Below are 14,239 nucleotides of genomic sequence, written 5' to 3' on the forward strand. Positions count from 1 at the left end.
ACATCCTGTTATCTGACCCCCTCTTGCAGCCTAGCATTGTACGGGTTATGCCCATCACCTTAAACAAGCCCAAGTTATCATTGGGCGTGTTTATTTAATTCTCGCGATTAAGCGATGGACTTTCTTTTCTTATGGCTTAAGCCTAATCCAAATAGCCCAAGCCCGAATAGGGAAAGTGACACCGGCTCTGGTACATTAAAGCGGCTTAAACCATACATATTTAAGTCATTATCGAAGCTATTATTTATCACCCCTGTTGCTTTTGAAACAACATAAACATCACCGTTTGTACAGCCGAGTGCTAGTTGATTGGCATCGACATTGGCTATCCCTGTTCCATCAAAATTACAGCTATCGGCGGCATTTACAATCGTTGATAGTAAGGAACCATCAGTAACATTGGTTTCGTAAATATTGGCGTCAACTAACTGCCAGAGACTTGTGCCATCAAAAGCGATACCCTCGACAGAGCTTCCTTGGCTACTGAATGATCGGCTAAAAGCTCCTGAAAAAGGGTTGAATAAATGGATTTGCCCAGAGCTTGCCACCGCAAGCTCGTTGCCAATAAAGGTCAGCCCCTGTAAACCATTTAAACGGGAATCGCTCCAGCGAAATTGTTCAACTCCCGCGAAATTATAAGCAATGATTTCGCGGGTATTGAAGTGTCCAGAATAAATATATTGGTTGTAGGCAGTAATGCCATTTGGATTACTAGTGCCAGAGCCAACAGAGAAAGATGAAAGACTAGCAAAACTCTCATCTAAGATATGTACTTGATCGGTATCCCAAACACCAGTGACATAAACAGGGGCTGCAATTACTGTACTGCTTAGCAGTCCTACTAACCCACAACCAATTAAAAAACGCGCGTCCATAACAACATCCTTACTGACTTTATAATATTGGTGAGAAAAGCTAGCAATTTACTGGCCAAATAATTAATCGTTAAATATTAGCTAGTTACTGTTATGTGTTGCTTGGGTTGTAAAGTTCTCTGACACTCGTTCTTTGCCGTTTAGTGATATATCGCTATTTAAGTAGGGATATATCACTGTGGGAGATGAATATGGGTTATATCAACTGGATCTTTGCTATACGGCGCTTACCAATCTGGTAAATAGCTGTTCCTTTTTCTGGGATAAGGTTTTTATCCGTCACTTTTCCCCCATCCATTTTTACTGCGCCTTGAGTGATCATTCGCATAGCTTCGGATGTTGATGCAACCAGTTCCGCTTGCTTTAGCAACTGGCTAATCGTCACACCGTGTGCAAACTCGACGGCGATTAAATCATCGGGTAATGCATTGCGCTTAAAACGGTTTTCAAATGCGTCGTTAGCTTGTGCCGAGGCTTCTTCTGAGTGGAAGCGAGCCACAATTTCTTTGGCTAGCAGTACTTTGACTTCTTTTGGGTTACGGCCAGCAGCGATGTCGGCTTTAAACTGCTTAATCTCAGCCATCGGGCGGAACGACAGTAACTCAAAGTAATTCCACATCAGCGTGTCTGAAATAGACATGAGTTTGCCGAACATTTCATCCGCTGCTTCAGTCACACCAATGTAGTTATGGGCGGATTTAGACATCTTCTTCTCACCATCAAGCCCGACAAGTAGCGGCATGGTGATCACAACTTGCTGAGACATCTTGTGTTGCTTTTGTAGTTCGCGCCCCATTAAAAGATTGAAGGTTTGATCGGTACCACCAAGCTCAATATCGGCTTGTAATTCAACAGAGTCGTAACCCTGCAGTAGAGGGTAAATGAATTCATGGATACCAATAGCACGTTGAGAAGCAAACCGTTGCTTAAAATCTTCACGTTCTAGCATACGGGCGACAGTCTGGCTGGCTGCCAGCTTTAACATGCCTTCAGCCCCCAGTTTTGATAGCCATTGCGAGTTAAATACAATCTCGGTCTTGGTTGGATCGAGTATTTTAAAGACTTGCTGCTGGTATGTTTCAGCGTTAGCAAGTACTTGCTCTGTGGTGAGTGGTGGACGCGTGGTATTTTTACCCGATGGGTCGCCAATCTTGCCTGTAAAGTCACCAATCAAGAACATTACATGATGACCAAGATCTTGAAATTGGCGAAGTTTATTTAAAATAACGGTATGACCGAGGTGGATATCTGGCGCGGTAGGATCGGCCCCTAATTTGATCCGCAACGGGCGATCTAATTTTAGCTTTTCTATTAATGCTGTTTCTGGGGTGATGTTATCAACACCTCGCTGAATGATCGCAAGGCTCTGTTCTAGGTTCTTTTCTACTGTCATTGTTTTTACTCTTCTATCACCTGCGTTCGAGAGGTGGTCTAAATAATGGGTATGTAATGAATGTGGTTTATTGGGCTGCGACTGTCTGTTTACGTTTACGAAGCAGGCTTGCACGTAAGTGGTCATAGCAATAGTTGAAGACGAAGGCGTATACGGTAATAAACACGGTGACACCAATATCTAAGACAAAGGCTTCCCATAGGCTAACCGAAAGTAGCCATGCCATTAGGGGAACCGTTAATAGTAATAGGCCACTTTCAAATCCAATGAGTTGAGCACCGCGGGCTTTTAAGCTTCTGTCTTCACGATTCCCGGTAAAGAAGAGGTCAAAGATCGCATTGAAAATCATGTTCCAGATCATCGCAACTGTAGCTACAGCTATCATTGTGCCTGATAGGCTTGTCACTGGATGTTCGGTAAAAAACATGAGTCCAATAATCGCAAATGAAACGGCCAACACTTCAAACAACACCGCATGAAATAGGCGTTCAATCTTAGACATTTACTCGCCTCTTTAGGTTAATCGGTAGAGTGATGCAGCATATCAATCATGAAACGAAGTAAAAGTTAGAAGGTATCACGATCTGTGATGGGGATGATTCGAAGTATAACTAGGTAATGATGAGTCGTTCATCTTTAGTCGGCAAAGCTTCGGCATTCACTATAGGGAAAGTTGATTATTACACAGTAGTAATAGTTATTTGCATTTTTAGGTGATTATCATTTCTTGAGTTCTCAATATAATACCCTCATCAAAACGGTATATAGCGGTTCCACGAACTCGATTTACTTAAAGGACAAAATAATGACTGCTCAGACTATTAAATCACGTGCTGCTGTTGCTTGGGGAGCTGGCAAACCTCTATCGATGGAAGAAGTCGATGTAATGCCACCGCAAAAAGGTGAAGTACGTATTCGTATGATTGCAACAGGTGTTTGTCACACTGACGCATTCACGCTTTCTGGTGACGATCCTGAAGGGATATTCCCTTGTATTCTTGGCCACGAAGGTGGCGGTATCGTTGAATCGATTGGCGAAGGCGTGACAAGTGTTCAAGTGGGCGATCACGTTATTCCACTTTATACACCTGAATGTGGCGAGTGTAAGTTCTGTAAATCAGGTAAAACTAACCTGTGCCAGAAAATTCGTGAAACGCAAGGTAAAGGTTTGATGCCAGACGGCACAACACGCTTTTCGATTAATGGTGAGCCAATTTATCACTACATGGGCACATCAACGTTCTCTGAGTACACCGTATTACCAGAAATTTCTTTGGCGAAAGTAAACCCAGAAGCACCGCTTGAAGAAGTTTGCTTACTAGGTTGTGGCGTTACCACTGGTATGGGTGCGGTTATGAATACCGCAAAAGTAGAAGAAGGGGACACTGTTGCTGTCTTCGGCCTTGGCGGAATCGGCCTTTCTGCAATTATCGGTGCACAGATGGCGAAAGCATCACGCATCATTGCTATCGACATTAATGAAAGCAAGTTCGAATTAGCACGCAAACTGGGTGCGACAGATTGTATTAACCCGAACAACTTCGACAAGCCAATTCAAGAAGTTATTGTTGAAATGACTGACGGTGGTGTTGAATACTCGTTTGAATGTATCGGTAACGTACACGTAATGCGTTCAGCCCTTGAGTGTTGTCATAAAGGCTGGGGCGAATCGGTTGTTATTGGTGTTGCCGGTGCGGGTCAAGAGATCTCTACCCGTCCATTCCAGTTGGTAACTGGCCGTGTATGGCGTGGTTCTGCATTCGGTGGCGTTAAAGGTCGTTCTGAACTGCCTGAGTACGTAGAGCGTTACATGCAAGGTGAGTTTAAGTTAGACGACTTCATTACGCATACAATGGCACTTGAAGATGTTAATGAAGCATTTGAGCTAATGCACAAAGGCGAAAGTATTCGTACTGTTCTTCACTTTGATAAGTAATTGCCGTTAAGCGTTGTGACTTAACATTGCAATACATTTGAAATTCTAGCCCCCTATTTGTTTATGACGAATAGGGGGCTTTTTTATGGGGCTTTTTGAAACGGGTTTATATGGCAAGCTTAGTTATGCTAGGGATACAGCTCGCCAGTTAACCGCAGCATTGCTTTTCTTATTGAAGCTAGGATCCGGCTCCATTCAATTCGCACCCTGTTAATAGACGAAACGCTTGCGGATGAACGGCTAGGGATGCCAATTCGCCGATTTCAACTTACTTAATAATTTTCAGTCCATTCGGGTAATAAAGGTTTGCTCGTCATCCACAAAAGCCACAAAGCCGCCGTAATAGATAAACACCCGACCACGCCCCTCAACTAGGCAGGCAAGCTGTGGGTTCAAATCTTCTTCGTTATCCTGACTTTGAAAAGTGCCGGTATCGGTGATTACGCCGCTGAGTGTAGGCAAAAATCCATAGCTGCGCTTGGCTTGATCAATCAGGCTCAATTCACTGGCGGTAGAGAAGTAAGATGGGATGGAACCAGCATCTTCGATAAACATCGTTTTCAGTTCTTCAAAAGCTGTAATCACCAGCCAGTCGATGCCGTTAACGTGACGGATAAACATTGTTTATAAATACCTAGTTTCTCGATAATTCTGATGCGGAGATTCTATCACTATCAGGGGGAGAACGTAGTAGAGATTTAGTTGCTAAAGGCAAGACCTTTCCCTGTTTATCGCCCCAATATATCCAGCATAAAACTGGAACAGATGTTCACAATCAAATCACACCAAGAATGCAACAAAGCATGAGTCGATGGATTTTCTCTGAGCCTTTAAAGTCGAACTGTTTCTTGTTGAACGTTACTTTATTATTTCTGAGATTAAGGGCCTACAAATAAATAGACACATACTATCTACAGTGTCTCATACTAGCCACCTTACTCTACGACTAATGTCTAACTACCTGAGACTATTTGTTTTTTTTGGTTTGGTATAAGGTAATAGTAACTGAATATTAATGATTTTTTAGTTATAGGTTGATTCGTTATTTGTATTTCATGGTGAGTTAGCTTCACTTATTAATAATAAATTTACTCATAAGTAAAATAGAGTCATCGAGTTCTTTGTGGCAGAAAACATATAGCTAACTACTCCGCTAAATTTTCGTGCCGTGAGTCAATAACGTTTGTTGGAATAACACACCTTAGAGTGTGAACGAAAGGAATCAACATGAGCATTACTTTAGAGTCCGTACATATACAAACAGATAAGCCTCAAGCCAATGAGGATGAACTCACTTATGAACAACAACACAAACCAAGATCAGAATTTAACTCCCGAGAACAGTATCTAGAGCACGAGTTACAAATCATGTCGCCTAAACGCTGGCGTCCCAATTTGCCGTTTAAAGATTATCGATTTGAGATAGAAGATACCATCCCAGCGATGGCCGCTACCATTGGTAAAGTCGTTATGGTGGGCGCCATTGCAGCCACCTTTGCCGGGGCTTTAGGGCTAAATGAAGGCTTTATTTTAGAAAACGTTCGTTATGAATTACTCATCGCCTCTGTTTTCATCATTCTGTTCTCTGGTTTTTTATTGCCGACCGCTAACCTCGCAGGTACACACGGCCCACTCATCCCTTTAATTCCGATTGTCGTTGCAGCAGGCGGGCATCCTATGGCTTTTGGGTTGCTGATTGGCGCCTTTGGCTTAATCTTAGCCATCAGTAAAGGTGGTAGCATGTTGGCAAACCTCACCAGTAAAGGCGTGTGTGGCGGTTTATTGCTCTACCTTGGCTTTGTTGGAACCGCTTCTCAAGTTAAAAAGCTGTTCGCTTGGGCTGAGGGAATAGGTATGAGTCATATTGCTTTTGTCGTGATCTTTTGCACCATTATTTTATATGCTTTATTGGAACATTTTCGTAAGCGTTGGCTAGCAGTACCTCTTAGTTGCTTGCTGGGTGGTACGTTAGCTTTTGCCATGGGTGCCCCGTTTTCTTTTCAAACCGAACCTGGTTTACCCAATATGAACCCTATGTATTGGTGGGGGGAAGATACAGGCTGGATGCTAGGCTTACCTACGATTGAGCATTTCATGGTGGTATTGCCCTTTGCTATTTTAGCAGTGGCTATGTGGTCGCCAGATTTTTTAGGGCATCAAGTGTTTCAAAAAATCAGCTATCCAGAACGTACAGAAAAAGTACATATGAACATTGACGATACCATGACCACGGCTTCAATTCGTCAAACGTTCGGTTCTCTGCTCGGTGGTGCTAATTTTACTTCTTCATGGGGTACTTACATCATACCGGCGGCTATTGCTAAACGTCCTATACCTGCCGGCGCTTTGCTGACGGCTCTGTTCTGTATCATAGCCGCGGTTTGGGGCTACCCAATGGATCTAGCTATATGGCAACCTGTACTGTGTGTTGCGCTAATTGTTGGGGTATTTGTTCCATTGCTAGAAGCTGGAATGGAAATGACGCGTGAAGGGAAAACCACACAATCGGCAGCGATTGTTGTATTTTCTTCAGTGCTCGTTAACCCAGCATTTGGCTGGTCTCTCACCATGCTGTTAGATAACTTAGGCTTAGTCGGTTGTAAAGAACGTAGCTGTGGGCTTAGTAAAATGAGCCGTTGGGTGTTGCCTGGAATTATGTTTATTGTGCTAAGTGGCGTGATGGCGTTGGTGGGTCTTCTACCGGGCATACCGGCAATTATCCCTAGTTTTCGTTAACCTTTAAATAAGAGTTATTGAATGTTCGACCCTTTCTATTATTTAGTTTTGGTCGGAACACAAAAAGGCCTCGCAAATGCGAGGCCTTAGTTTTATATCTCAAACCATTACAACCGCCCTACTTCACTGATTGAACTGCTGTCTAGACTCCAACCGTGAATGAAGCTCAGCGCTGTCTCCCACTCACACCCGTACCATAAGCGATTTGCGCACCTCTGTGTAAAACGGCTCACCTTTTGCTGTCGGCTTTAGGCTGCGGCAATCAATAATGCCGACCCAGAGCCAAGATGACATCATGCAAGTTTCTTCATGTTGATCATAAAAAGCTCGGTTTGAACAAAGCACGCGTTAGCTCGATGATCGTTTCCTATTTAAATAAGAATAATATTTTTAGGAGATAACGTGTTTAACAATAAGCACTTTGAGTTAATAGACAAACCGACATTTTTTGGCGCGTTAGGTATGTTGATATCCGTCGTTGTGCCCCTTTTATTGTTCCCTGTTCAGGGGGCGGAATGGATCGCGATTGCCAAAACGTTTATGACCGATAAATTGGGATTCTTATACTTAGCACTAGGGCTTGGTGCATTCTTTTTTATGATTTACATCGTTTTTTCGGATATCGGTCAGATTAAATTGGGCGACCCCGATGAAGCACCTGAATTTAAAACGGCATCATGGGCGGCAATGCTTTTTTGTGGTGGAATTGGTGCCAGTATCCTTTATTGGGGAGCGATTGAATGGGCATATTACTATCAGGCTCCTCCTTTCCAGCTTGAGCCGGGCAGTGAAGAAGCCGTTCGTTGGGCGGCAACCTATGGATTATTCCACTGGGGGCCAATCGCGTGGTCTATATACCTCGTTCCTGCCTTACCAATCGCTTATTTTTATTACGTGCGTAAGCAGCCCGTATTAAAAGTATCAGCGGCCTTGATGCCCGTGATTGGTGAAGCGCGCAGTTATGGCTGGCAAGGTAAATTAATTGATGTGCTATTTATCTTTGGTTTACTTGGTGGCGGTGCAACAACCTTAGGGTTAGCTGCACCGTTGATCACTGAGGGGGCGCATTACCTATTCGGTGTACCTAAAAATACCGTTACCCAAGTTATTGTATTAATGCTTTGTACGTCCATTTTTGCTTACTCTGCCTACGCGGGAATGGAAAAAGGCATAAAGATGCTGAGTAATATCAACTTCTGGGGGGCGATTGGTTTACTTGCGTTTATTTTGGCGGCAGGGCCAACCATTTTTATGCTGGAAACGGGGTTAGATTCACTAGGCCGAATGTTATCTAATTTCTTTGTGATGGCGACTTGGGCAGAACCGTTTGGTGGATATGGCTCATTTGAGAATACTCACTTCCCACAAGATTGGACCATTTTCTACTGGGCGTGGTGGCTGGTGTTTGCACCAAGTATGGGGCTATTTGTTGCTCGTATCTCTCGTGGCCGTACGATAAAACAAATGGTATCAGGCTCGATATTCTTTGGCTCAATGGGCTGCTTTTTGTTTTTCATGATATTAGGCAACTATGGTTTATCGCTTCAACTCTCTGGTGCACTAGATGTTGTGGGTATACTCAATACCGAAGGGGCTAACAAAGCCATTTTCTCGATATTAGAGCAATTGCCTTTTAGCACCATAGTTATTGCTGTTTTCACCTTACTGTGCTTAATTTTTACGGCGACGACGTTCGATTCTATCTCTTATATTCTGGCCTCGGTTGTGCAAAACAATGTCACCGAAGATCCGATGCGCTGGAACCGATTGTTTTGGGCATTTGCCTTGTCTTTCATGCCATCGGTATTGTTATTTATGGGAGGCTTATCAACGCTACAAACTGCCGCTATTGTCGGTGGGCTACCATTACTAGTGATCACTGTCATGTTAATGATGTCAGCGGTTAAGGCGGCACACCTCGATCTCGCGCATCAAGATGGCTATGAAGATCCCACGATCAATATTGAAGACTTACCGGATGTGGATCCTTGGTCAAACGAAGGCATTGCGTTGGCTAAATTTGAGCAGCTCAAAGATGTTGCCATGGCAGCAGCGGAATCAGAGCGTGAAGCACTGTATTTAGTTTGGAAGCTAAAGAAAACCATGCGCTCAGAAGCTTTAGCGAAAGGGGAGTCGGGTATGGAGTTGGGCGATGCACCTCAGGATCGTATAGACCAGCTACAGCAATTAGTGGATGATGCAATGACTGCGAAAGAAGCCAAGCTTTTAGCGTCGCAAGAGGCGCAGGAAGCAAGAAAAATATTTAACGATCTAATGCGAACTCGCTTGGAAGCATTAGTTGAGTAACTAAGTCAGGCAGCCGATATTTAGTAGTTAGCTCTTTCTCAAGAGCTAACTTCTTATCGCGAGCACTTCACTTTAAATGTTCGTAAAGTCGATATTTATAATTTCCATTACTTACCGAAAACTTTATCCTAGTCACAACTAACCTATAGAGTCGTGACGATGTTATTCAGCAAGCAAACCTTTACCGATCATTCTTTTTCTAAAGAGAACCTGACACAAGCCACGTTTGAAGACTGCCAATTCATCCGCTGTGACTTTACTCGTGTTGATTTAACGGAAACGCGTTTCGACCATTGCCAATTCATTGAGCGTGGTGAACTCGATGGCTGTTTATTTCATTATGCCCAATTAAAAGAAGCCAGCTTTAAAGCGTGTGATTTAAGCATGGCGGACTTTTCAGGTGCAGAGATGTTTGGCGTTGAAATACGGGACAGCCAGCTAAAAGGGACGATTTTCTCACGTGCCCGATTTGCGAATTACATTACCCACAACACCTTCTTTTGTTCGGCGTTCATCACACGTTGTAATTTGTCTTATGCCGATTTTGAAGACATTAAATTAGAAGAATGTGAGTTATTCGAAAACCGTTGGACGGGAGCGAATTTACTCGGCGCATCATTTAAAGGTTCAGATTTAACCAATGGTGAGTTTTCACAAGAAGCATGGGGACAATTTGATTTAGCAGGGGCGAACTTGAGCCATGTTGATCTTACTGGGCTTGATCTACGCCGGGTTAGCCTTGAAAACGTGACGATTTGTGATTGGCAACAGGCGCAGCTATTAGAAACGCTTGGTTTGATTGTTTTACCAAGTTAATGCCGATACGGCATTTAAACGGGTCGGACATTCATTATTGTCTGGCTACGAATAAAGGTGAGCTTGTTATAGATCAGCATTAGAACAAACTCACAAAACCTGTGTCTGATGTCTCTTCATGTGATTTGTGCAGGCTATCAATAATTTTCTCCATACTGTCTACCCCCTCTTATTTATATATTTTCTATTTAAAAACGCTAACAGATCTGATCACTTTAATTTTATAGGCTGAAGCGGCTAGCGGTTATCATTTTGGGAATTATTGTGTTGCGTTATTGTTGCAATATGGTTTATTCATGTAAGGCATAAAATAATGTCCATAAATCACTAATAGACTATTTAAAAATAGAGAGGTGCAGGTATATATCTGTACTTGCTATATTTTGCTTTGGATGGGCAGGTTAAATAAATATTGGATTGGTTTTTTAAACTATTTAACAATGTAATTTAAAGAATAAACATAATGGAGATATGTATGACGAAGCAAAGGACGCTATATTCATTGGTCGCTGGTGTGGGAATGCTCTGTCACTCCTATGTTGTGGCAGCCGCAGATACTTGGGACATGCCGCTCGCTTACTCTGCTGATAATTATCACTCTGTCTTAGCGGCAGAGTTTGCTAAAACGGTGAATGCACAGGTTGGGGAGGAAATTAATATTGTGACCCATCCTGGGGGCTCGCTATATAAAGGAAATGAAATCTTTGGTGCGGTACGAAGAGGACTTGTGCCAATTGGTGAGCGCCTTATTTCTGCTTTAGGCAATGAAGACCCAATGTTTGAAGTGGATGCACTGCCTTTCGTCGCAACAGGGTTTGATGATTCTTGGACGCTATACCAAGCGTCTAAACCAGAGATGGAAAAAGTACTCGATAAAAAAGGGGTAAAGCTACTTTATAGTGTGCCTTGGCCACCACAGGGGCTTTATGCAAAGAAACCAGTATCAAGTCTTGATGATATGAAAGGGAGTAAGTTTCGAGCTTACAACCCAATGACGGTTGAATTGGCAAGAATGATGGGGGCGGTCCCGACAAAAGTTGAAACAGCTGAAATGTCTCAGGCGTTTGCAACTGGCGTAACGGAAAGCATGATTGCATCGGGCTCAACAGGCTATGACCGTAAAATTTGGGAGTATGTGACGTACTGGTATGACGTGAATGCTTGGCTCCCAAAAGACATGGTGTTTGTTAATAAGCGCGCTTGGAACCGATTATCACCAGAAACTCAAAAAGTCATTGAGGCCGCCGCAGCGGATGCCGAAAAGGCGGGGTGGGCACAAGCGAGAGAATTGGCTGACTGGTATAAAAAAGAGCTTATCGCGAATGGCATGACTGTGAGCGAGCCTACGCCTGAATTGAAAGAAGATTTTGTCCAGTTAGGCAACAAAGTCGTGAAGCAATGGCTAGTTAAAGCCGGTGATGGCGGCGTAAATGTGATCAACAAATATAACCAGCAATAAATGTGAACTGGCCAGTTTGCGCTGGCTAGCTTTTTTGTTTCACCAATTCTAACTTGGGGCAGTCTACATGGCACTCTTGAAACGTCTTGGAACGTTGTTGGAACAGTTTTATAAATTTTGTGGCTTTCTTGCTGCATTATGCTTGGTCGCCTTAGCACTTAGCGTATTACTTAGTATCACATCTCGTTTCTTTCAGATATATATTGGCGGCTTGACCGAAATTGCGGGTTATTTAATGGCTGCTGCGAACTGTTTAGGCTTAGCTTATACGTTTCGTAATGGCGGTCATATTAGTATCAATTTATTTACCTCACGGCTTTCAGCCAAAAAACAGAAAGTGGCTGCAATATGGGGGCTTTTTGCCACATCGGCCATCATGATTTATCTCGCCTATTACATGATCATCCTAACGTATTGGTCTTACGAATTTGAAGAAGTCAGTGAAGGAAGTGATGGCATGTTGCTATACATCCCGCAAACCATTGTTGCTTTTGGCTGTGTTGTGATGGCGCTATCCGTTGTCCATACATTGCTAGAAAAGCTCTTTATTGCGCAAAGCCAAGATGACGAAATGAAAACAGATGATTTGAAGGAGGCAACCAATGAATGAGATTTTGCTTATTTTTGTTTTCCTCAGTTTATTATTCTTTTTCCTTGGCTCTGGCGTACTCGTGGGGGCAAGCTTATTAGGCTGTGCCGTTATTGGTATGGAGATCTTCACTAGCCGACCAGTTGGTGATGCGATGGCAACCATTGTGTGGGGGTCAATCTCTTCGTGGACATTAACGTCATTACCGCTGTTTATTTGGATGGGAGAGATTTTATTCCGGACCAAACTCTCAGAAATATTATTTAAAGGCTTAACCCCATGGATGTCACGTATGCCGGGTGGGTTATTGCATGTCAACATCGGTGGTTCTGCATTATTTGCTGCCATTTCGGGGTCATCTGCTGCGACGGCAAGCACTGTCGGTAAAATGGCGATCCCGGAACTGCGAAAGCGACAGTATTCCGAGAAGATGATCGTCGGTACGTTGGCTGGCGCGGGAACGCTGGGGTTACTGATCCCGCCGTCCATTTCGATGATTGTTTATGGCGTCACGGTGAATGAATCCATCGCCAAGCTGTTTATGGCAGGTATCGTACCTGGGCTACTACTTGCTAGTTTGTTTGGTGGTTATGTGGCGTTATGGTCGCTATTTTCAAAAGACTCGGTTTCAGAAAGCACCCGCTATAGCTGGCAGCAAAAATGGGAGGCGGTTAAGCAGCTAGCCCCTGTTATGTTATTGATCATGTTCGTGATTGGGTCTATCTATACCGGAATAGCAACGGCAACTGAGGCTGCAGTATTAGGGGTAACTGGTGCATTGCTGCTTTCTTGGTGGCAAAAGAGTCTAAGTTTCGAATCTTTTCAGCGTTCGCTGATGGGGGCGGTGAAGACCTCGTGCATGATTGGTTTGATTTTAATGGGTTCGCACCTACTGTCATTAGCCATGGGTTATACGGGCTTACCACGAGCCTTGGCTGAAACAATCGGCGCGATGCAACTTTCCCCACTCATGCTAATCGCTTGCCTAACTCTTTTTTATATTGTACTTGGCTGTTTCCTTGACGGGTTGTCATCCATTGTGCTGACGATGGCGATCATTGAACCCATGGTTAGAGCTGCTGGTTTTGACATGATTTGGTTTGGTGTTTATTTGATGTTAGTGATTGAAATGGCACAGATCACCCCACCTGTTGGTTTTAACCTATTTGTGCTGCAAGGTATGACGGGTCACAATATGAGTTTCATCGCGCGGGCAGCCGCACCAATGTTTATGTTGATGGTGCTAGCCGTGTTTATTTTGGTGATGTTCCCTGGCTTAGCCACGTTCTTGCCTTACGCGATGTAGCGATAACCTCACAAGGTTTCGGCTTTGTGAGGTTATTACTTGTATGGTACTCATCAAATACTGATTACGCGTCAAGCAACCAATTGGTTGCTTGAATTAAGTCATAAACAGGGAGTCCGCTTTCTTCACGAATAGCGTCAATATATGGTGAGAGGTTCGTGCACTCTAATACGATGGCTTTGGGGTTCGATTTCATCAATTCTCTTGTCGCCAAAAGAACATCAAGTTCTGCTTTTTCTTTATCTATCTCGAGAAGGTCATTTGATATTACACGGTGGAGCTCTTGACCATTTTCAACGCCCTGTATCACCATCTTTTCGTCATAGTTGCCATTAAAATGGATCGGACGAAGTTTGCGGCTGTCAAAGGTCATAATACCAATGGTTGCCGATAAGCCATAAACGCTGCGTATGAACGGCAGGATCACTAAAGAGCTCGAAAGCATCGGGATCGCAATCCTTTGTTCGAGCTCTTTTTGTAGCTCACCGAGAAAACCACAAGAGGTGAGCACAATATCGGCACCTTCGGTTTCTAATTCTATCGCGGCATTAAAAATGGCATTGGCAACATCACTTGAGACGCCAGTATTAGTGATCACGCTACTTACGGTGGCAATATCCACTCGCCGATAGAGAGTGTCACAGCAAAAAGTATCTGGATTGCCAATATCTCCAAGTAAGCGGGGAAAATGAGTGTTGAGCATGATCACACCCACTTTTCGATTGGGTGTATCTATTCCGTTAGATTGCATTCTTTTCTCCAGAAATACGTTCCTTTAAGGGTTCATTACAAACAGGGATAAGTGTATATTTTATAACACAT

Annotated in this window: 12 protein-coding genes; 7 read left to right on the forward strand and 5 right to left on the reverse strand. The window is 43.5% G+C overall.

Annotated elements, in window-relative coordinates:
* Positions 1–107: 107 nt before the first annotated feature.
* The 3 genes from L4D78_RS03440 to L4D78_RS03450 form a co-directional block, all read right to left on the reverse strand.
* Complete coding sequence (locus L4D78_RS03440; protein ID WP_428465656.1) at positions 108–875, reverse strand: PEP-CTERM sorting domain-containing protein; 768 nt, start codon at positions 873–875, stop codon at positions 108–110.
* Positions 876–1,071: 196 nt separating this feature from the next.
* Positions 1,072–2,268 carry a tyrosine--tRNA ligase gene (gene tyrS / locus L4D78_RS03445; RefSeq protein WP_428465657.1) on the reverse strand — a complete coding sequence of 399 codons (1,197 nt, stop codon included), beginning with the start codon at positions 2,266–2,268 and terminating at the stop codon, positions 1,072–1,074.
* 67 nt (positions 2,269–2,335) lie between these two features.
* Positions 2,336–2,770 (reverse strand): PACE efflux transporter, encoded by a 435-nt coding sequence (locus tag L4D78_RS03450; protein ID WP_428465658.1) that lies wholly within the window; start codon positions 2,768–2,770, stop codon positions 2,336–2,338.
* 303 nt (positions 2,771–3,073) lie between these two features.
* Here L4D78_RS03450 and L4D78_RS03455 point away from each other — a divergent pair, with 303 nt between their 5' ends.
* Positions 3,074–4,204: an S-(hydroxymethyl)glutathione dehydrogenase/class III alcohol dehydrogenase gene (locus L4D78_RS03455; protein WP_428465659.1), complete on the forward strand. Its 1,131-nt coding sequence runs from the start codon at positions 3,074–3,076 to the stop codon at positions 4,202–4,204.
* 282 nt (positions 4,205–4,486) lie between these two features.
* Here L4D78_RS03455 and L4D78_RS03460 read toward each other — a convergent pair whose 3' ends face one another.
* Positions 4,487–4,825: a cytosolic protein gene (locus L4D78_RS03460; RefSeq protein WP_428465660.1), complete on the reverse strand. Its 339-nt coding sequence runs from the start codon at positions 4,823–4,825 to the stop codon at positions 4,487–4,489.
* A gap of 606 nt (positions 4,826–5,431) precedes the next feature.
* On the opposite strand from L4D78_RS03460, the gene L4D78_RS03465 reads away from it, so the two are divergent.
* From L4D78_RS03465 to L4D78_RS03490, 6 genes are all read left to right on the forward strand, one after another.
* Complete coding sequence (locus L4D78_RS03465) at positions 5,432–6,940, forward strand: DUF3360 domain-containing protein (protein ID WP_428465661.1); 1,509 nt, start codon at positions 5,432–5,434, stop codon at positions 6,938–6,940.
* A 402-nt stretch (positions 6,941–7,342) separates the two neighbouring features.
* On the forward strand, positions 7,343–9,247 hold the full coding sequence (locus L4D78_RS03470) for a BCCT family transporter (protein WP_428465662.1): 1,905 nt from the start codon (positions 7,343–7,345) through the stop codon (positions 9,245–9,247).
* A 159-nt stretch (positions 9,248–9,406) separates the two neighbouring features.
* The gene (locus tag L4D78_RS03475) at positions 9,407–10,063 is read left to right on the forward strand and encodes a Qnr family pentapeptide repeat protein (RefSeq protein WP_428465663.1); all 657 of its coding nucleotides are present in this window, start codon (positions 9,407–9,409) and stop codon (positions 10,061–10,063) included.
* Positions 10,064–10,538: 475 nt separating this feature from the next.
* On the forward strand, positions 10,539–11,522 hold the full coding sequence (locus L4D78_RS03480; RefSeq protein WP_428465664.1) for a TRAP transporter substrate-binding protein: 984 nt from the start codon (positions 10,539–10,541) through the stop codon (positions 11,520–11,522).
* A 67-nt stretch (positions 11,523–11,589) separates the two neighbouring features.
* Entirely contained in the window at positions 11,590–12,132 is a 543-nt protein-coding gene (locus L4D78_RS03485; protein ID WP_428465665.1) for a TRAP transporter small permease, read from the forward strand.
* Positions 12,125–13,417 (forward strand): TRAP transporter large permease, encoded by a 1,293-nt coding sequence (locus L4D78_RS03490; RefSeq protein WP_428465666.1) that lies wholly within the window; start codon positions 12,125–12,127, stop codon positions 13,415–13,417. The genes L4D78_RS03485 and L4D78_RS03490 overlap by 8 nt, the downstream gene beginning before the upstream one ends.
* 64 nt (positions 13,418–13,481) lie before the next feature.
* Here the strand turns inward: L4D78_RS03490 and L4D78_RS03495 are convergent, their stop codons facing one another.
* Positions 13,482–14,168: an aspartate/glutamate racemase family protein gene (locus tag L4D78_RS03495; protein ID WP_428465667.1), complete on the reverse strand. Its 687-nt coding sequence runs from the start codon at positions 14,166–14,168 to the stop codon at positions 13,482–13,484.
* Positions 14,169–14,239: the final 71 nt, after the last annotated feature.

The organism is Photobacterium minamisatsumaniensis, assembly GCF_050336695.1.
Classification (GTDB): Bacteria; Pseudomonadota; Gammaproteobacteria; order Enterobacterales; family Vibrionaceae; genus Photobacterium; species Photobacterium minamisatsumaniensis.

What these genes read in the sequence shown, in the direction of transcription:
- L4D78_RS03440 (WP_428465656.1), bottom strand. Translation starts at nt 875, where the DNA reads ATGGACGCGCGTTTTTTAATTGGTTGTGGGTTAGTAGGACTGCTAAGC.
- tyrS (WP_428465657.1), bottom strand. Translation starts at nt 2,268, where the DNA reads ATGACAGTAGAAAAGAACCTAGAACAGAGCCTTGCGATCATTCAGCGA.
- L4D78_RS03450 (WP_428465658.1), bottom strand. Translation starts at nt 2,770, where the DNA reads ATGTCTAAGATTGAACGCCTATTTCATGCGGTGTTGTTTGAAGTGTTG.
- L4D78_RS03455 (WP_428465659.1), top strand. Translation starts at nt 3,074, where the DNA reads ATGACTGCTCAGACTATTAAATCACGTGCTGCTGTTGCTTGGGGAGCT.
- L4D78_RS03460 (WP_428465660.1), bottom strand. Translation starts at nt 4,825, where the DNA reads ATGTTTATCCGTCACGTTAACGGCATCGACTGGCTGGTGATTACAGCT.
- L4D78_RS03465 (WP_428465661.1), top strand. Translation starts at nt 5,432, where the DNA reads ATGAGCATTACTTTAGAGTCCGTACATATACAAACAGATAAGCCTCAA.
- L4D78_RS03475 (WP_428465663.1), top strand. Translation starts at nt 9,407, where the DNA reads ATGTTATTCAGCAAGCAAACCTTTACCGATCATTCTTTTTCTAAAGAG.
- L4D78_RS03480 (WP_428465664.1), top strand. Translation starts at nt 10,539, where the DNA reads ATGACGAAGCAAAGGACGCTATATTCATTGGTCGCTGGTGTGGGAATG.
- L4D78_RS03485 (WP_428465665.1), top strand. Translation starts at nt 11,590, where the DNA reads ATGGCACTCTTGAAACGTCTTGGAACGTTGTTGGAACAGTTTTATAAA.
- L4D78_RS03490 (WP_428465666.1), top strand. Translation starts at nt 12,125, where the DNA reads ATGAATGAGATTTTGCTTATTTTTGTTTTCCTCAGTTTATTATTCTTT.
- L4D78_RS03495 (WP_428465667.1), bottom strand. Translation starts at nt 14,168, where the DNA reads ATGCAATCTAACGGAATAGATACACCCAATCGAAAAGTGGGTGTGATC.